The 17,396-nt window shown below is 63.9% G+C and carries 16 protein-coding genes; 2 read left to right on the top strand and 14 right to left on the bottom strand.

Annotated features, from left to right (window positions below; genetic code table 11):
* Positions 1 to 71: 71 nt before the first annotated feature.
* Together ACPFL9_RS11320 and ACPFL9_RS11315 are read left to right on the top strand one after the other, a co-directional pair.
* Positions 72 to 1,040: an SPFH domain-containing protein gene (locus ACPFL9_RS11320; protein WP_426002720.1), complete on the top strand. Its 969-nt coding sequence runs from the start codon at positions 72 to 74 to the stop codon at positions 1,038 to 1,040.
* Positions 1,041 to 1,292: 252 nt separating this feature from the next.
* Positions 1,293 to 1,640, top strand: a complete 348-nt coding sequence (locus ACPFL9_RS11315; RefSeq protein WP_397321881.1) for an RNA polymerase-binding protein RbpA — start codon at positions 1,293 to 1,295, stop codon at positions 1,638 to 1,640.
* A 74-nt stretch (positions 1,641 to 1,714) separates the two neighbouring features.
* On the opposite strand, the gene ACPFL9_RS11310 is transcribed toward ACPFL9_RS11315, so the two are convergent.
* The 14 genes from ACPFL9_RS11310 to dop form a co-directional block, all read right to left on the bottom strand.
* A complete protein-coding gene (locus tag ACPFL9_RS11310) occupies positions 1,715 to 2,458 on the bottom strand; it encodes a polyprenol monophosphomannose synthase (RefSeq protein WP_426002718.1) in 744 nt (247 codons plus the stop codon).
* Positions 2,459 to 2,671: 213 nt separating this feature from the next.
* Complete coding sequence (locus tag ACPFL9_RS11305) at positions 2,672 to 4,321, bottom strand: amidohydrolase (RefSeq protein WP_426002717.1); 1,650 nt, start codon at positions 4,319 to 4,321, stop codon at positions 2,672 to 2,674.
* Between the two features lie 42 nt (positions 4,322 to 4,363).
* Positions 4,364 to 7,333 carry a DEAD/DEAH box helicase gene (locus ACPFL9_RS11300; RefSeq protein WP_426002715.1) on the bottom strand — a complete coding sequence of 990 codons (2,970 nt, stop codon included), beginning with the start codon at positions 7,331 to 7,333 and terminating at the stop codon, positions 4,364 to 4,366.
* Positions 7,334 to 7,357: 24 nt separating this feature from the next.
* Complete coding sequence (tatC, locus tag ACPFL9_RS11295; RefSeq protein ID WP_426002714.1) at positions 7,358 to 8,194, bottom strand: twin-arginine translocase subunit TatC; 837 nt, start codon at positions 8,192 to 8,194, stop codon at positions 7,358 to 7,360.
* Positions 8,195 to 8,200: 6 nt separating this feature from the next.
* Positions 8,201 to 8,470 (bottom strand): Sec-independent protein translocase subunit TatA, encoded by a 270-nt coding sequence (gene tatA, locus ACPFL9_RS11290; protein WP_426002713.1) that lies wholly within the window; start codon positions 8,468 to 8,470, stop codon positions 8,201 to 8,203.
* A gap of 36 nt (positions 8,471 to 8,506) precedes the next feature.
* Positions 8,507 to 8,857, bottom strand: a complete 351-nt coding sequence (locus tag ACPFL9_RS11285) for a hypothetical protein (RefSeq protein ID WP_426002712.1) — start codon at positions 8,855 to 8,857, stop codon at positions 8,507 to 8,509.
* Between the two features lie 9 nt (positions 8,858 to 8,866).
* Complete coding sequence (locus ACPFL9_RS11280) at positions 8,867 to 10,888, bottom strand: helix-turn-helix transcriptional regulator (protein ID WP_426002711.1); 2,022 nt, start codon at positions 10,886 to 10,888, stop codon at positions 8,867 to 8,869.
* Between the two features lie 94 nt (positions 10,889 to 10,982).
* Positions 10,983 to 11,378 (bottom strand): FKBP-type peptidyl-prolyl cis-trans isomerase, encoded by a 396-nt coding sequence (locus ACPFL9_RS11275; RefSeq protein ID WP_426002709.1) that lies wholly within the window; start codon positions 11,376 to 11,378, stop codon positions 10,983 to 10,985.
* 69 nt (positions 11,379 to 11,447) lie between these two features.
* Positions 11,448 to 12,374: an FKBP-type peptidyl-prolyl cis-trans isomerase gene (locus tag ACPFL9_RS11270; RefSeq protein WP_426002707.1), complete on the bottom strand. Its 927-nt coding sequence runs from the start codon at positions 12,372 to 12,374 to the stop codon at positions 11,448 to 11,450.
* A 111-nt stretch (positions 12,375 to 12,485) separates the two neighbouring features.
* On the bottom strand, positions 12,486 to 13,850 hold the full coding sequence (pafA, locus tag ACPFL9_RS11265; RefSeq protein ID WP_426002706.1) for a Pup--protein ligase: 1,365 nt from the start codon (positions 13,848 to 13,850) through the stop codon (positions 12,486 to 12,488).
* Position 13,851: 1 nt separating this feature from the next.
* Positions 13,852 to 14,559 (bottom strand): proteasome subunit alpha, encoded by a 708-nt coding sequence (gene prcA / locus ACPFL9_RS11260; protein WP_426002705.1) that lies wholly within the window; start codon positions 14,557 to 14,559, stop codon positions 13,852 to 13,854.
* Between the two features lies 1 nt (position 14,560).
* Entirely contained in the window at positions 14,561 to 15,370 is an 810-nt protein-coding gene (gene prcB / locus ACPFL9_RS11255; protein ID WP_426002704.1) for a proteasome subunit beta, read from the bottom strand.
* 76 nt (positions 15,371 to 15,446) lie between these two features.
* Positions 15,447 to 15,647, bottom strand: coding sequence for a ubiquitin-like protein Pup (locus ACPFL9_RS11250; RefSeq protein WP_426002702.1), 201 nt, complete (start codon positions 15,645 to 15,647; stop codon positions 15,447 to 15,449).
* A 109-nt stretch (positions 15,648 to 15,756) separates the two neighbouring features.
* The gene (gene dop / locus ACPFL9_RS11245; RefSeq protein WP_426007535.1) at positions 15,757 to 17,382 is read right to left on the bottom strand and encodes a depupylase/deamidase Dop; all 1,626 of its coding nucleotides are present in this window, start codon (positions 17,380 to 17,382) and stop codon (positions 15,757 to 15,759) included.
* Between the last annotated feature and the right edge of the window lie 14 nt (positions 17,383 to 17,396).

Genomic DNA, 17,396 nt, shown 5'->3' with positions numbered 1-17,396 from the left:
CTGCGGGAGCCGGGCGTATCCTCCGGCGGAAGGCCGCATCAGACCACGCAATTGGGGAACGAAGGAGATGTATGGACGGCCTGGGAGGAACAGCGGCAGCAATTGTGCTGATTGTTCTGGTCATTTTTGTCATAATCGTGTTGGTCCGGTCGGTGAGGATCATCCCGCAGGCTCGTGCCGGCGTCGTGGAACGCCTCGGCAAGTACCAGCGCACGCTCAACCCTGGACTCACCATCCTGATACCGTTCGTGGATCGGCTGTTGCCGCTCCTTGACCTTCGCGAACAGGTAGTGTCCTTCCCGCCGCAGCCGGTGATTACCGAGGACAACCTCGTGGTGTCAATCGATACGGTGGTCTACTTCCAGGTGACGGACCCCCGGGCCGCTACCTATGAGATCGCCAACTACATCCAGGCTGTGGAACAGCTGACCACCACTACGCTCCGCAACGTTGTGGGCGGCCTGAACCTCGAAGAAGCGCTGACCTCACGCGACCAGATCAACGGCCAGCTCCGGGGTGTCCTCGACGAGGCCACAGGCCGGTGGGGCATCCGTGTTTCCCGGGTGGAACTGAAGGCCATTGATCCGCCCCACTCCATCCAGGACTCCATGGAAAAGCAGATGCGGGCCGAACGTGACCGCCGTGCAGCCATCCTGACGGCCGAAGGCACCAAGCAATCGCAGATCCTCACCGCCGAGGGCCAGCGCCAGGCCGCCATCTTGGCTGCAGAAGGTGATGCGAAGGCGGCGATTCTTCGTGCTGACGGTGAAGCCCAGGCCATCCAGAAGGTCTTTGATGCCATTCACAAGGGCAATCCGGACCAGAAACTCCTTGCCTACCAGTACCTGCAGACGCTGCCCAAGCTGGCCGAGGGCAGCTCCAACAAGCTGTGGATCATCCCCAGCGAGGTCGGTGAGGCTCTCAAGGGCATCGGCGGGGCGCTGGGTGGGGCCAACGGCGACTCACCCGTGGCGGGACTGTTTGGTCCCAAGGACGGCGCACCGGCAACGGCCACGGAGCCTCCGAGGCCTTCCGCTTAGGCGAAGTACCTGACAAGAGCGGTCGGCCACAGGGCCGGCCGCTCCTTCAGTTAAGGGCGGTTTTGAGGCAGGTGGCCTACCTGCGTATAATGGGATATTTGTCCGGCTGGTACAGCCTGGATGGAACATTTAAGCTTCGCCGAGCGTTGCAATGTGTGATGCAAGGTGTGCAGAAGTAGTCCGCGAGGACCGTGCAAACGACTTGCGGCAAGCGCGGGGCTCCGGCCCCGCGGACAGACAGAGGGAGTAATCATGAGCGATCGCAGCCTGCGGGGTATGCGTCTTGGCGCCCAGAGCATGGAAACCGAATCCGGTGTCGAGCCGGCGCCGCGCCAGCGGGTCGAATACCGGTGCGAGGACGGCGAGCAGGTCTTCGTGACTTTTGCCGCCGAAGCCGAGATCCCTCCCGTTTGGGTTTCCAAGACCGGCAAGGAAGCGCTGCTGGTTGACGGTGAGCGTCCTGTTGACGCCAATGAAAAGGCGGTCCGTACTCACTGGGACATGCTCCTTGAGCGCCGTACGCTTCCTGAGCTGGAGCAGATCCTTGAAGACCGCCTCAACATCCTGCGTGAGCGCCGCGGAGAGCGTCGCTCCGCCTGATAAACGCTGATTGAACGAAAGCCGGGCCGGCTCCCCCTCGGGGAGCCGGCCCGGCTTTCTAAATGCAGAGGAGCCTACTTGGCCAGTGCCGGCCGCTTGCCGGTAAGTTTCGCCCAACGGGAGGACAGGCCCCACTTGGTGACATTGATCATGGCCTCGACCACGATGTTGCCGCTCATCTTCGAGGCACCAAGCTCACGCTCCACGAACGTGATGGGGCGTTCCTCGATGCGAAGGCCAAGCTTGGCCACGCGCCAGGCCAAGTCCACTTGGAATCCGTAGCCCACCGACTCGACTTCGTCGAGTTTGAGGGCCTCAAGGGTGGAGCGGCGGAACGCGCGGTAACCGCCCGTGACGTCCTTGATCTTGACGCCCAACATGATTCGCGCGTAGGTGCTGCCAATCCTGGAGATTGCCTGGCGGTAGAGCGGCCAGTTGACCACGCTGCCGCCGGGAACCCAGCGCGACCCCATGGCGAGGTCGGCGCCGTCCTTGACTGCGTCGAGCAGGAGCGGCAACTGCTCCGGTTGGTGGGAACCGTCAGCGTCCATCTCCACCAGGATGTCGTATCCTGCTGCGAGGCCCCACTTGAAACCTGCGATGTAGGCAGCTCCCAGGCCTTCCTTGCCCTTGCGGTGCAGCACGTGCACCTGGCTGTCATCCGCCGCGATGCCGTCGGCAAGCTGTCCCGTTCCGTCCGGGCTGTTGTCGTCGACTACCAGGACATCCGACTCGGGGACTGCAGCGCGCAGTCGACCCAGTGTCTTGGGAAGCGATTCCAGCTCGTTGTAGGTAGGGATGATCGTCAGGACACGCAAGAAGAGGCCTTTCCTTGATGGAGCGGTCAGTGTGTGCCGGGCCGGCCCCGACGGGCCGGCGTCCTGGCGCAACTCTCCATTATAGGACGAGGAACGAGCCCCGGACTGCGGCTGTAATGCGGAACACAGTGCAGGTTCGGGCGCAGGAGGTGCTGCGGGCCGGTCCACAGGCCGAGGTCAGGCGGCGCTTTGTGGCCAACCAACAAATTCGCCCTAGACCCGGAGGGATTCGTGGGCGAACAACTCACTGCCTTCCCGGACCGTCTGCAGGCAGAGAGGGTCGCTGCCGGTATCAAGCGCCGGAAGCAGCGGCGTCCTGGCCCGGGGATCGGTGCTCCATGACTGCACGCGGCTGTCCGCGACCTGCACCATCAGTTCCTCGACTTCCCACACGGCAAAGCTGGCGGGAGCGCCGGGAACCAGTTGCCCCATAAGGGGGTTCCGGTGTTTGCTGGCGCGCCAGCCGGCACGGGTGTGCCCAAGGAACGCCGCCCTGGCGGAAATACGCTCTGCGTGGTTGCTGTGTTCCAGGCAGGCCCTGATGCTGGACCAGGGGCTGGGGGGTGTCACCGGGCTGTCGCTGCCGAACGCAACCGGCACCCCCTTGGAGTAGAAGGAAGCGAAGGGATTCATGGTTCGGCTTCGCTCTCCCAAACGTTGCTCGTAGAGGCCGCCGGGTGCTCCCCAGGCTGCATCGAACCCGGGTTGCACGCTTACTGTGACCGAGTATTCGGCGAGTTTCTCCACCGCGGCCTGGTCAGCCAGTTCCACATGCTCGAACCGGTGTCCCGCCGCCCGGACACGCTGGGCGCCGACTTCCGCGGCTGCAGCGTCCAAGGCTTCCAGGGCAGCAGCCAGGCCCGCGTCGCCGATGACATGGAAACCGCCCTGGATGCCCAGCAATGAACAGGCAGCAAGGTGCTTGGCTGCCTCGTCCGCGGACAGGTACAGGCTGCCCCGTTGTCCCGGTGCGTCCGAGTAATCGTCTTTCAGCGCAGCCGTCCGGGAACCGATGGAGCCATCGATGTTGAGGTCCCCTGCCAGTCCCAGCACGTGGACGCCCAAGCCATCGAGAATCTGCCGGGCGTGATCCTGGGAGCCGGCCAGTTCGCCCCAGTACGGCAGGATCTGCGGCACATTGCCAGTGTCGTTCCACGAAGCCGCAGACCGAAGGTCTTCCGGGCCACCGATATGGGGAGCCGACATCTCGGCCAGGGCAACGTAGCCGTGCGCTGCCGCCTGCCGAAGTGCAAGCTCCTGGTAAGTGCGTCGGTCATTTTCGGTGAACTGCCGCGTGAAGAGGCGTGCGGTGGTGTGGGCCTGACGCACCACCTGCGCGCTGCCGGTGAAGCCGTCCTGGCCCGGCAGCCCGGCTTCAGCCGCCAGTGACGCAGAGACGAGGGCCGAGTGGACATCGATCCGGGACAGGTACACGGGTCGCCCGCCGGAAGCCCGGTCAAGTTCTTCAAGCGTGGGAAGGCTGGGGTCGCGCCATGTGGTGTCGTCCCAGCCGTGCCCGATGACCGTCCCGGTTCCGGGGGCGGCAGCAACGGCGTCGAGCAGTTCACGGGCGGATGCGACGCCGGACAGCTGAAGCCCGGCAAGGGCGAGTCCCGTTTCGGTGAGGTGGGCGTGCGAGTCAACAAAACCGGGCGCCAGCAGCGCTCCGCGGAGATCGATGATGTCCATGGAATCGTCCGCGATGGAAGTGGCCGCCTGCTCGGAGCCGACCCAGGCTACGGTGTCCCCGTCAACCACCATCGCCGTGGCAAAGGGATCGGCGGCCGTATAGATCGACCCGTTGCGGTACAGGGTGACCTTGCGGTCGCGGGAGGTGCCGGCTGCCTGGCCTGGCTGGTTCATGCGGTGTGCTCCTAGAACGTTCTTAAGATGAATAGACCGGAATCAGGCGACAGTGGAGTACGCCACCACACCCCGTCGGACGAGATCGATGGCGTCGCGGCAGATCCGGGCAATCCGGGGGTCGAGTTGTGGAATTTTGGCCAGCTGGTCCAACAGGTCCACTACTTGCTTGGCCCAGCGGACAAAGTCTCCGGCAGCGAGGTCGGTGCCGTTGAGGACATCCTGAAGATGCCGTCCTTTGGCCCACTTGTACATTGGCCAGACCAGTCCAAGTTCCGGTTCGCCGGTCAGTGGGAGGCGGTTCTGCTCTTCGGTGTCCTCCAGCTGAGACCATTCCCGGACTACAATGTCCACGGCAGTTTCCAAGGAGACGGATGGCATCCGGGGCCGCAGGCCGCGGTCCTCCCGCTTCGCCTGGTACACCAGCGCGCTGGCAAGGGAGGCGAGCTCGGCAGCGTCGAGGTCATTGAGGGCGCCCTGCCTGATCGCCTGCGATATCAAAAGGTCCTTTTCGCCATAGATCCTGCGCAACCGCTGGCCGTCGGCACTGATGGCGACCCTGCCGCCGTCGTGGGTTTCCAGGTAGCCGTACGCGGAGAGGACATCGCACACGCGGTCGAAGGTCTTGGCAATGGTATTGGTGCGGCCCTGGATCTGGCGGACCAATCCGTCGGTTTCCTTGCGGAGCTTCCACCAACGCTCTGACCAGCGGGCGTGGTCCTCCCTCTCGCTGCAGCCATGGCAGGGGTGGGCCCGCAGCGCCCTGCGCAATTCGGTGATCTTCCGCTCCTGGTCCGGCATGCGCGCTCCGAGGCCGAAGTCTTCATGCCTGCTGTTGCGCCTGCGCTGGGGGGCTTCCTCGCTCACGGCATTGCGCACAGAAGAGGCGAGGTCCCTGCGGGACTTGGGAACCTTTGCGTTAAAGGACTTGGGAATGCGGATCCGGGTCACCGGTGCAACAGGCGCCTCGACGTCGTGGACGCTGATGCGCCGCAGCTGGCTGTCCGAGGTCAGCACCGAGGGCCTCGGTTCGCGGGCGTTGGGATCGGAATCAAGCACGACGGCGTAACCCGCCAGCCTGCCGCTGTCCACGCTGATGACGTCCCCGGGCAAGAGGCGCGTCAAGGAATCGGCCACCCTCGATTTCCGCGCCCTCTGGTGGTCGCGCGCGGCGAACTTTTCGGCATCGCCCAGCTCCCGGCGGAGCCTGGCGTATTCGGTGAAGTCGCCCAGGTGGCACTGCATGGATTTGGCATAGCCGGCCAAGGACTCTTCGCGGCCACGAACCTGCCGGGCGAGACCCACCACGGAACGGTCCGCCTGGAATTGGGCAAACGACGATTCAAGGATCTCGCGCGCACGGACGCGGCCGAACTGCGCGATCAGGTTGATGCTCATGTTGTAGGTCGGCCTGAAACTGGAGTTCAAGGGGTAGGTCCGGCGGGATGCGAGGCCGGCAACCGCCGCCGGATCGGTTCCTGGCTGCCACAGCACCACGGCATGGCCTTCGACATCGATGCCGCGGCGTCCGGCGCGCCCGGTCAACTGGGTGTACTCCCCTGCCGTGATGTTCACGTGGGCTTCGCCGTTGAATTTCTCCAGCTTTTCCAGGACCACGCAGCGGGCAGGCATGTTGACCCCCAAGGCAAGGGTCTCGGTGGCGAAGACCGCTTTGACCAGGCCATCGGCGAAGAGCTTCTCCACCACCTCCTTGAAGGTGGGCAGCATTCCGGCGTGGTGCGCCGCAAAACCCCGGACCAGGCCGTCCCGCCAGGCCCAGAAACCCAGGACATCAAGATCGTCGGCGGGGATGTCGTGGCTGGCTTCATCAACCCGCTGGGCAATGATCTGCTGTTCGCGTTCCGTGGTAAGCCAGAGTCCGGAGGCAGCACACTGCGCTACCGCGGCGTCGCACCCGGCGCGGGAGAAGATGAAGGTGATTGCGGGAAGGAGCCCCTGGCGGTTGAGGCTGTCAATGACCTGCGGGCGGCTGGCCTTGCGCACAGGGCTGCGCTGCTCAGCCGTGTGCCGGTCATCGCGGTTCCTGTCCTGGCGGCGCCGGCTACGGCCGCCATGGCCGAACCTGCCGTTGAAGTTCATCCGGCTCTCAGAACGGGCCATGGCCAGCAATTCAGGGTTCACTTCGAATTCCGGACCGGTGACCGGCTGCCGGGCCGACGGGCGGCCGGCCCGCGTGGCCACGGATTTACGGGCCGCTGCCGGCAGGGCTGCCTCGTCCGGCGCGTCCTCGGCATCGCTGAGGTCCGGTACTTCATCGTCCGGCAGCGACACCGCGATTTGGTCGAAGGTGGTGTCGCCGGCGAAGAGATCCACGATCTCCCGGCCCACCATCACGTGCTGCCACAAGGGCACCGGGCGGTGTTCGGACACGATGACGTCCGTGTGGCCGCGTACCGTGTCCAGCCAGGCGCCGAATTCCTCGGCGTTGGAGACCGTGGCGCTGAGCGAGGCGACCTGTACTTCGCTGGGCAGGTGGATGATGACTTCTTCCCAGACGGCGCCGCGGAAGCGGTCCGCGAGGTAGTGGACCTCGTCCATGACCACGAAGCCGAGGTCACCCAGGGTCTCTGAGTCTGCATAGAGCATGTTGCGGAGGACCTCAGTGGTCATGACCACCACGGGAGCGTCTCCATTGATGGTGGTATCACCGGTCAGCAGGCCCACGTTGCCGGAGCCGTACTTTTCCGCCAGTTCCGAAAACTTCTGGTTGCTCAGCGCCTTGATGGGCGTGGTGTAGAAGGCTTTCAGCCCGCGCTGGAGTGCCAGATAGATTGCGAATTCACCGACGATCGTCTTGCCCGCACCCGTAGGGGCAGCAACCAGGACTCCCCTGCCTTCCTGCAGGGAACGGCAGGCTTCCCTTTGGAAATCGTCCATCTCGAAGTCCAGGGAGCGGGCAAACGCTCCCAGGTAGCTCTTGGCCTCAGCGGCCCGTTGGGCTGCTGCCTGATAGCGGTCCGAGGGAGATGGAGAGGCTGACGTAAAGGACATGCATCAAGCCTAGTGGGCTTGGGTCTACAGATTCTCCAGATCGGACGCCGGGGTGGCGATATCGGCCGTGGCTTCTGTCTCAGCAGCCCGCTTTACTGCGCGGCGCTCCCGGCGGCGGTCGTTCAGGACGCACACTCCGATCGCGGCAAAGAACAGGAGCAGCATGGGCGCTGCCAGGTAGAACATGCTCATCGCGTCGGCGCCGGGTGCGGCCATGGCCGCGAACAGGCACACCAGGAAGATCGTGATGCGCCAGCTCTTGATGAGTTGCTGGCCCTTCACGATTCCCGCAAGGTTCAGGCCGACCAGGACCACCGGCACGAGGAAGGCAATGCCGAATGCCAGCAGCAGGCGCAAGACAAAGGCGAGGTATACCTGGGCGGTGATGAAGTTCGACGCGCCGCTGGGAGTGAAGTCAGTGAGCACCCGGACGGCATTGGGCAGAACCAGCCATGCGAGCAGGACACCGCCGATGAAGAGTGGAACGGCGGCTGCAACGAACGACAGCGCCAGGCGCCGTTCCTTCTTATGCAGGCCGGGAACGATGAACGCCCACAGTTGGTAGATCCAGACGGGGCTGGAGACGAGCAGTCCGAGGAACACGGAAACCTGGACCATGAGGTCAAAGGAGCTGGCAACGCCGTCGAAGTTCAGTGTTGCGGCACGGCCCTCCTTTTCATTGAGGTCCTTGATCGGTTTGATCAAGGCCTCCAGGAGCGGCTGGTACACGATGAAGCCCACCACGGTACCCAGGATGACACCAATGGCAGCCTTGAAGAGCCGGTTCTTGAGCTCCTTCAGATGGTCAAGGAGCGCCATCCTGGCTTCGGGGTTGGCTTTGCGCCCCTTCGTCTGTACCACTTCTTCTTAGACGCGGTTGGAGGGCGGAACGTCGGTTTCGCCGTTGTTCCTGGCCTTGGCGTCCGGGTGGTCCACGACCTTGCCCTCGACGGCGTCGGAGGCTGCAGGCGTGTCCTTGGTCTCGGAGGCGCCGTCCTTCTTCATTTCGCGGACTTCCGACTTGAAGATCCGCATGGACTGGCCGATGCTGCGCGCCATGGACGGCAGCTTGGGTGCGGCAAACAGCACCAAAGCCAGGACGATGATGATAATGAGATGCCAGCCTTCAAGCCTCATGTGGGGAGGTCCTTTCCTTGTGGATTCATCCTACGTCTAACTGAATTCTATGTCGTGCAGGGATTGGGGTTGACCCCGTCCGGCTTTGCGCTCAACGCGTTTCCGGCGACGAACTTCCTGGCGGAAGGCTTTGGCCGTCACGTAATCATGACGCATCTGTTCCGGCGAGGCAAAAATCGCCGGGCCGGGTGCGGGCGTGTTGCCGGCGCGTTCAACATCGGAGGTTTCCTGCGGCTGCGGAAGGTTGCCGAAACGTTGACCCGCGTCGCCCAACTCATGAACAGTTGCCATGAATTTGCGGAACAAACGATAGCCGAGGGTCAGGTGCAGGAGCAGGGACAGGGCAACGAGCGCGATCCACAAAAGGATCCAAAACCACCAAGGCATCTGTGTAGTCTAGCCAGCCGGGGCGTCCTGCGGGGAACGGCCACCGTATTGCGACAGGGCGGCTTCAACCCACCGGGTAGCAGCTGTCCTGAGCTCAGGCGGTTCCACGATCCTGGCCGCTCCGCCCTGCTGGGAAATAAACATGGGAAGAAGGTCGGCATTGCCAAAACGGATCTCGGCCACCATTCCGCCGTCGGGCAGGGCAGCCGTACGCTCGGCATAGTAGTCCTCGGCGATCCCCGCGCCTTGCCTGGTCAACTCGAGGACCACGTACACGTCGTCCTCCCCGGGGGTGAACAGCCGCGCTGGAAAGTCCTGTCCCGCAGTCACTTCCCCGGACACTGGACGGCCGTTCTGCTCCACGTCCACCATGCGGTCAAGCCGGAAGTTCCGCAGGCCCGTCCTGCTGTGGCAATAGGCCTCCAGGTACCAGACACTGTCCAGTGAGAAGAGGCGGAGGGGGTCCACATCCCGCTCCGTTACCGTGTCACGTTGCGGCGACAGGTAACTCAGGTGCAACTGGCGGCCGTCCTTGATGGCCTGGGTCACCGTGGCGAAGGCTTGAGACTGGCTGGGTGCCACGGACTGCCCGGAAACCGTGCCGGCCATACGGGCGGCTTCCCCGGCCGCTCCTGTGAGTTTGATGATGACGGACTCCAGCGGATTCTGTTCCGGGTCCTCCCCCAGTCCGGCCAGCTCAGGCAGGTCCCCCAGCATCGCCAGCCCGGTCAACAGGGCGGCTGCCTCGTCCCCGCTGAAACGGACAGGACGGTTCAGGTCAAGATGTTCGGTGATGTAGACGTGGTCGTTTTCCCACTGGATGTCCAGGAGGTCGTCCGGGTAGCCCTCCGGCAGGCCCGAGCAGATCAAAATCTTGAGGTCCTCGATCAGCGCCTTGCGGCTGATCCCGAAATGGTCCGCCACTTCCTGGATGTGGAGCCCCTGGTGGTGCACCAGGAACGGTACGAGTTGAAGCATCCGGGCCAGTTGGTCCTCGGACGTTCGCTTCCTTGCCCGGGGTGCGGGACCCGCTTCGGGAAAGACAACAGGAAGGGGCGGGGCGGCGTTGAAAGCGGCAGCGGCCTCGAGCCTGCGTACGACGGCGGTCCGCAAGTCGGCCGGCTCCGTCACCTTGACGTGGGGACCGTAGGAGGAAAGCTCCTCCGCAAGTTGGTCGGGGTCCCGGAAGTCGACGGTGAGCCGGTCCCGGGAGCCGGGTCCTGCAGCTTCCTCCACCGAGATGGCCCGTTTACGGAGCGCCAGCAGGCGGCCCGGGTCCACGTCAAGTACTGCCTGCTGCAGCGGCAGCTCATTCAGGGCATCCAACTCTGCCCGCGCGTTGAAGCCGCTGGGAGGTTCGAAGGAACTGTTCGATACCACTGACACCGCCGTGGTCATGCGCGACAGCCTGAAGATCCGTTTGGCGCCCCGGCCCCGGTCGAAGCCCACCAGGTACCACTGGCCGAAGCGGCTCCCCAGGCCCCATGGTTCGACTTCGCGCTCTTCCTCGCGTTCCGTGCTGCCGGCAAGGTAGCCGAAACGGACGGCATGCCGGGAGTGCATGGCGGCTACGACGTCGTCGAATGCCTGGCCAGCCGGCTTAATCCGCGGCTGGACGCCTGCGGGCAGGTCCACATCGCTGAAGCCGCCGGAGGCTTGAAGCTTCCGGACGGCGCTGGCGGCAGCGTTGCCGAGGGCGGCCCGCTCCCATAATTGCGCAGCCAGGAGAAGGACCGTGGACTCAGCGGGAGTGAGGCTCACATCCGGTAGCCGGTTGGAGTCCTTGCCGATGCGGTACCGTGTGGTGGCCGGATCCTCGCCGCCAAAACCAGGCTCGGTCAGCGTCTCAATCTCGAAGCCGAATTGTTTCAACTCCACCTTGTCCCGCTCGAACATGCGGCCAAAGGCCACATCATTCTCCGCCGAGCCATGGTAGACCTTCTCGCGCAGCACAGCGCGCGTCAGTCCGACCCGGGTGTTGAGCAAGGCCAGGAGCAGGTTAAGGAGTCGTTCAGTGCGGGATGCGGACACGGTTGCTACGTTACTAAAGTCCCGGAGAAAAGCAGCAAAGCGCGGCACCCGCCGGGAAGAATCCGGTAGATGCCGCGCTTTGCGTTGCCAGTCTTTAGCGGACCGCCACGAGGTCGACGACGAAGATCAAAGCCTCGTTCGGCTTGATGGCTCCACCGGCGCCGCGGGATCCGTAAGCGAGCTCCGAGGGAATCTCAAGGCGGCGACGGCCGCCGACCTTCATGCCCAGGAGGCCCTGGTCCCAGCCCTGGATGACCTGGCCGACGCCGACACGGAAGTCCAGCGGTGCCCCGCGGCCCCACGACGCGTCGAATTCTTCACCGGTGGACCAGGCCACGCCCACATAGTGGGTGGAAACAGTGTCGCCGGCCTTGGCCTCCTGGCCAGTGCCCTCGATGAGATCGACGATCCGCAGTTCTGTGGGGACGTCGCCTTCCGGGAAGTCGATCTCCGGCTTGGTGCGATCGTAATCACGCTGGCCAAATGACATGGTTGCTCCTTTAGTGGGGTGCTGATGGTGCCAGGAACCAGCTTAGCCAGTCCCCGGGAGGCTGACCGGCTACTTGACGCCGAGGATGTCAACGACGAAGACGAGGTCGCCCTTCGCCTCGCCCTGGCCGGCCTCACCGTAAGCGAGGTCCTGCGGAATGACCAGGAGGACGCGCGAACCGACAGTCTTGCCTGCCAGGCCCTGGGTCCAGCCCTTGATGACGCCGGTCAGCGGGAAGCTGGTGGGCTCGTTGCGGTCAAAGCTTGAGTCGAACTTGGTTCCACCCTTGAGCGTGACGCCAACATAGTTGACCGTCAGCGTGTCCGATTCCTTCACGACAGCCCCGTTGCCCTTGATCAGGTCCTGGGAAACCAGTTCGGTGGGAGCGGCAACGCCCTCCACGGAGATCTCCGGTACGCCCTGGTCATTTTCCTTGACGGTGGGCAATCCGGCCGGCGGCGTCACCGTTTCACCCTCGGGCTTCTCCAGGACAGGCGCAGGGTCCTTGGCCGCAATCAGCTTGAAAACCACCAGCTGGGTTGAACCTGTCCCGGAACCGGTGGCCGAACCCGGGGCAGCGAAAGCGACGTGCGAGCCAACCTTGGCGCCGACGATTGCGTTGTAGATGAGTTCGTTCCCTGATTTGAGCTGATCGTTCAGCTCCAGCGGCTGGGGGCCGTTCTGGTAAGCGTCCTCGACGGTCTTGCCGTCGTTGCCGTCGACGGCAACATAGGCCAGTTCCGCGACCTGTCCGGCCTTGACGCGGTCACCGTCGCCCTCGCTGACAACCTTGATGGTCGGTTCGGAAACAGTCAGCGGCTTGCTGAATTCGAGTCCGGGGGCTTTGTCGTTTCCGTTGTCGGATACCTTCACGGAGTCGAGCTTGGAGATGTCGCCCGAGGACTGGCTGGTGGGCTCTGCGGACGGGGTGCTCCCTCCCCCGCATGCCGTGATGAGCAGCAGGAGGGGGAAAAGAAGTGCTAGGAGTCGGCGCACAAAAAGACTCTTTCGTCGGGGCAATGGACACTCGGAAAGGCGCTCTGCGCATCCAAGGAAGCGGCCTCGCGAAAGGAGGCCACTATCCAGAATAGCCCGTGAAGCTGGGAGTCAGCTCATAGAGTCAAGGAGCGCATCCACCCTGTCATCCACACTGCGGAAGGGATCCTTGCACAGGATGGTCTGGTGCGCACGGTCATTCAGCTTCAGATGGACCCAGTCCACGGTGTAGTCGCGGCCCAGTTCCTGTGCCCGCCTCACAAAGTCACCGCGGAGCTTGGCCCGGGTGGACTGCGGCGGTGCATCAACGGCATCTTTGACGTCCGTTTCGGTCACCAGCCGCTTTGCGGCACCACGGGACTGCAGCAGGTAGAACAAGCCGCGTTGCCGCGAGATGTCGTGGTAGGTGAGGTCGAGCTGGGCAATGCGCGGCGAATCAAGCCCAAGGTCATGCTTGCGCATGTAACCATCCATCAGCTTCTTCTTGATGGCCCAGTCGACTTCCGTGTCGATGCTGCTGGAGTCGCCGCTTTCGATGGCATCCAGGGTACGGGACCAGAGATCAAGGATCAGGGGTACATGGGGGTTGTGCGCACCGTTGGCCGCAACGAACTCCGTCACCTTGGCCAGGTACTCCCGTTGGATATCCAAGGCGGACAACTGGCGGCCGTTGGCCAGGCGGACCAAGGCACGGCCCGTGAGGTCGTGCGAAATTTCCCGGATGCTGCGGATGGGATTCTCCATGCGCATGTCACGCATGATCACCCCCGCCTCGATCATGCGCAGGATCAGGTCCACAGTGCCGACTTTCAGCAGGGCCGTGGTCTCCGACATGTTGGAGTCGCCCACAATGACATGCAAGCGCCGGTAGAACTCGGCGTCGGCATGTGGTTCGTCGCGGGTGTTGATGATGGGCCGTGAACGGGTGGTGGCCGAGGAGACACCTTCCCAGATGTGGTCTGCGCGCTGGGAGAAAGCGAAGGTAGCCCCGTGGGGTGTCTTGAGGACTTTTCCGGCCCCGGCAATGAGTTGCCGTGTGACCAGGAACGGAATGAGGATCTCGGCCAGACGTGAGAACTCCCCGCGCCGCGGGATCAGGTAGTTTTCATGGCTGCCGTAGGAATTGCCGGCCGAGTCGGTGTTGTTCTTGAACAGGTAGACGGTGCCGTTGAAGCCTTCTGCGGCCAAGCGGGTCTGGGCCTCGTCCACGAGGTCGTCCAGGATTAGTTCGCCGGCCCTGTCGTGGGCTATGAGCTGTGCGAGGTCGTCGCATTCGGCGGTCGCGTATTCGGGGTGGGAGCCCACGTCCAAGTACAAGCGCGATCCGTTGGTCAGGAATACGTTCGATGATCGCCCCCAGCTGACCACTTTGCGGAACAGGTAGCGGGCTACTTCTTCGGGCGCCAGGGGGCGGGAATCAGGGCTTGAGTAGGAGATCCCGAATTCCGTCTCTATGCCGAATATGCGCTTGTCCATCTCAAGCCTCCTCTGAGAGCAGCTGTTCCACGTCCGCCGGGAGCAGGCGCCGGAAGGCCCGCCGCGAGCCGCGGTGGCTTTCGGATGCCCTGTCCAGGACCGCGGCTTCCACTGCGGTGGGCGGCAGCGAGTCGGCTTCCTTATCCACCGCGAGGGCCCGCAGGGCCAGGCGCAACGCCCCCGGGAAGGTCAGGCCGGCGTCCCAGGCGTCCTTGACGACGTCGGAGATCTGGTCTGCAAGTCCGCCCATCACCACGAAGCCGTTTTCATCCGCGATGGAACCATCGAAGGTCAGCCGGTAAAGGTGGTCACGTTCCTGGGTGGGTGCGACTTCGACCACAGCCAGTTCGACTTCGAAGGGCTTCTGCTCCGCCGTGAAAACGGCACCGAGGCTTTGGGCGTAGACGCTGGCCAGGCCCCGTGCTGTGACGTCTTCACGGTCGTAGGAGTACCCCCGGACGTCGGCGTACCGGACGCCGGCCTGCCGGAGGCTCTCGAATTCGTTGTACTTGCCTACGGCGGCAAAACCGATCTTGTCGTAGATCTCACCGATCTTATGCAGGGAGGGTGAAGGGTTTTCGGCAATGAGGGCGATGCCGTCAGCACAACTGATCACAATGACCGAGCGTCCGCGGGCAATACCTTTCCGCGCGAAGTCCGCACGGTCCTTCATCAACTGTTCGGGTGAAACATAGAACTGCTGCGTCATGCTAGGCCTCCCGTCCCGCGATGGCGCGCGACTCAACAATCGCGCCCGCTATCGCACCCAGTTCGCGTTCCGACACCCTGCGGTTGCCGGCACGGTTGACCGTATAGACCACCGGCCACAATTGACGCACGGGATCCGGTCCACCGGTGGCCGAGTCATCGTCCGCAGCGTCGTAGAGAGCCTCGACGGCCACGGCAACCGCTTCTTCCTCGGACAAATTGGGCCGCCACAACTTTTTGAGGGCGCCGCGGGCAAAGACCGAACCCGAGCCAACAGAGTGGTGCTCCTGCTCTTCGTAGCGGCCGCCGGTGACATCGTAGGAGAAGACCCGTCCCGTGGCTGATACGTGGTCGAAGCCGGCGAAAAGCGGAATGACCGCAAGGCCCTGCATGGCCATCGGGAGGTTGCCGCGGACCATTGCACCGAGGCGGTTCGCCTTACCAACCAGGCTGAGCAGCGTCCCCTCGATTTTCTCGTAGTGCTCCAGTTCAACCTGGAAGAGCCGCGTGATGTCGATCGCAAGGCCCGCGGTGCCCGCAATGCCCAGCACGGAGTACTGGTCGGCAGGGAAAACCTTCTCGATATGGCGGCTTGCAATGACGTTGCCCATGGTTGCCCGCCGGTCCCCCGCCATCAGCACGCCACCGGCGTACGTCAGCGAGACGATGGTGGTGGCGTGGGGAGACGGAGGAACGTTTCCGGCCGGCAATGTTTGGTTGAATGGCAGAAGTTCGGGACGCGAACGTTGAAGATGCTCCGTGAAAGAAGACGTTGCCTGGGTGGCCAGGGGGCCGGTTGATGGGTCCTGCATTGCTGCACTCCTTCGACTCTGCGTTCCGATGCCCCCGGCCTCGCGCCGGCGGGCAGTACCTCCTGCGGGCGTCCGCTTACTGGCCGCCCTTTTGGACAAAGGCCCTGACGAATTCCTCGGCGTTGGATTCCAGGACGCCGTCGATCTCGTCGAGGAGATCGTCCACACCCTGGGTCGCTTCGGAAGCCTGGGCCTCCGGTGCCGCCGGCGGGGCCTCGGGGACGTCTACTTCCTCTGTCTCGCGGGACTGCGGTTGCTGTTGCTCCTGACCTGCCATTTCCTTCTCCCTACTGTCAGCCCCCGTCAGTGGGGACTTCCTACTGCCATATTGCCACGCAATACGGCGGTCCGTACGGCTTTACGGACCTCACGCTCCGTGTGCCGTACTACTGCCTGTCCTTGGTCGGTGACGGCTCCCGGCCGAGCAGCTCCGCCAGGAAGTTTCCGGCCTCCCGGTGTCTCTCGAAGAGCGCGCCGGTGAGGGCTTCGGTGCCGCGCAAAGGTTCCCTCGTGGGCACCCGCTGCAGCTTTCCCAAGCCGGGAACATCGAAAATCACCGAGTCCCAGCTGGCACCGACCACGTCCTTGCCGAACGTCGAGACGCACCGGCCCCGGAAGTACGCCCGCGTGTCCGACGGCGGTTGGGTCACCGCGGCGGCGATGTCGCCGTCGTCCACCAGCCGGGTCATCCGGTCACGCGCCAGCAGCCTGTAGTAGAGCCCCTTTTCGGGGCGGATATCGGACCACTGCAGGTCGACCAGGCCAAGTCGGGCGTCATTCCATTCGAGGGAGTCCCGGTTGCGGTATCCCTCCAGGATCGCTTTCTTGGCCACCCATTCAACAGAGGCCGCCGCGGAGGCCGGATCGCTTCCGAGGGCTGAGAGGGTGGACTCCCAGCGTTCAAGGACCCCGTGGGTGTGCCCGTCTCCTGTCACTGCGTCCGCGACGCCGGTCTCCTGGGCGAGTTTTGCCGCGGCCTCGAAGTACATCCACTGGATGTCCAGCGCAGTGACCCTCCGGCCGTCGAGCAAGCGCACGGTGGTGGTCAGTGAGGTGTCATGGCTGATGGACTGCAGGGCCTGCACCGGCTCATGGACCTCGATCCGCGGTGCCTGGCCGGCTTCGATGAGGCTGAGGACCATGGCCGTGGTACCGAACTTGAGGTAGTTGGATACCTGGCTCAGGTTGGCGTCACCGATGATCACGTGAAGTCGCCGGTAGCGGTCAGCCGTTGCATGCGGCTCGTCACGGGTGTTGATGATGGGGCGGCGGATGGTGGTTTCCAGGCCGACTTCGGCCTCGAAGAAATCAGCCCTCTGGCTGATCTGGTATCCAGGCGTCGAGCTGTCCTGCCCCATCCCCACGCGTCCTGCGCCGCACATTACTTGGCGGGAAACGAAGAACGGAGTCAGCCCCTTGATGATGTCCCCGAACGGAACCGAGCGGGGCATCAAGTAGTTTTCGTGCGATCCGTAGGAGACCGATTTGTTGTCCGTGTTGTTCTTGTAGAGGTTGATCGGAGGGAGGCTGGTATCGGCAGCCACTTTCCGGACCGTGGCCAATGCCACCTGGTCTCCTGCAGCGTCCCACTTCACGGCGTCGCGTGGATTGGTGACCTCCGGGCTGGAGTACTCGGGGTGGGCGTGGTCCACGTACAGGCGGGCACCGTTGCCAAGGACCATGTTCATGAGCAGGGAACCGGATTCGTCCGCGCCGTCGAGTTCCAACTCCTGTCGGCCGTAGGCCAAGGCGACGGCCTCGGCGTCGAGCACCGGCGGTTGGTCGGTGAGCTGGCTGGGATCGGCGCTGGCCCTGTCCACTGTCCACCCGCGGGCGTCGTGGAGGGGTTCCTCGTCGGTGTAATCCCACCGGGTCTCGGCGCCACCGGCGGCCCGCTGCCGCGTCACCGTGGCGTAGGCCTGGATGATCCTGGCCGACATCATGGTGGCATTGGCCCCGGGTGCCGACGGAGCGTGGATGCCGTATTCGGTCTCCGAGCCCATGACGCGCATGGCGCCACCCGCGG

Origin of the sequence: Paenarthrobacter sp. NyZ202 (assembly GCF_049860755.1) — a bacterium.
GTDB lineage: Bacteria > Actinomycetota > Actinomycetes > Actinomycetales > Micrococcaceae > Arthrobacter.
This window is presented reverse-complemented; position numbering and strand designations above follow the sequence as displayed.

Coding starts and splice junctions, on each gene's coding strand:
- ACPFL9_RS11285 (WP_426002712.1), bottom strand. CDS start 8,857: ATGCCTTGGTGGTTTTGGATCCTTTTGTGGATCGCGCTCGTTGCCCTG.
- ACPFL9_RS11305 (WP_426002717.1), bottom strand. CDS start 4,321: ATGAACCAGCCAGGCCAGGCAGCCGGCACCTCCCGCGACCGCAAGGTC.
- ACPFL9_RS11315 (WP_397321881.1), top strand. CDS start 1,293: ATGAGCGATCGCAGCCTGCGGGGTATGCGTCTTGGCGCCCAGAGCATG.
- pafA (WP_426002706.1), bottom strand. CDS start 13,850: ATGGACAAGCGCATATTCGGCATAGAGACGGAATTCGGGATCTCCTAC.
- ACPFL9_RS11275 (WP_426002709.1), bottom strand. CDS start 11,378: ATGTCATTTGGCCAGCGTGATTACGATCGCACCAAGCCGGAGATCGAC.
- ACPFL9_RS11300 (WP_426002715.1), bottom strand. CDS start 7,333: ATGTCCTTTACGTCAGCCTCTCCATCTCCCTCGGACCGCTATCAGGCA.
- dop (WP_426007535.1), bottom strand. CDS start 17,382: ATGCGCGTCATGGGCTCGGAGACCGAATACGGCATCCACGCTCCGTCG.
- prcA (WP_426002705.1), bottom strand. CDS start 14,559: ATGACGCAGCAGTTCTATGTTTCACCCGAACAGTTGATGAAGGACCGT.
- ACPFL9_RS11250 (WP_426002702.1), bottom strand. CDS start 15,647: ATGGCAGGTCAGGAGCAACAGCAACCGCAGTCCCGCGAGACAGAGGAA.
- tatA (WP_426002713.1), bottom strand. CDS start 8,470: ATGAGGCTTGAAGGCTGGCATCTCATTATCATCATCGTCCTGGCTTTG.
- prcB (WP_426002704.1), bottom strand. CDS start 15,370: ATGCAGGACCCATCAACCGGCCCCCTGGCCACCCAGGCAACGTCTTCT.
- ACPFL9_RS11320 (WP_426002720.1), top strand. CDS start 72: ATGGACGGCCTGGGAGGAACAGCGGCAGCAATTGTGCTGATTGTTCTG.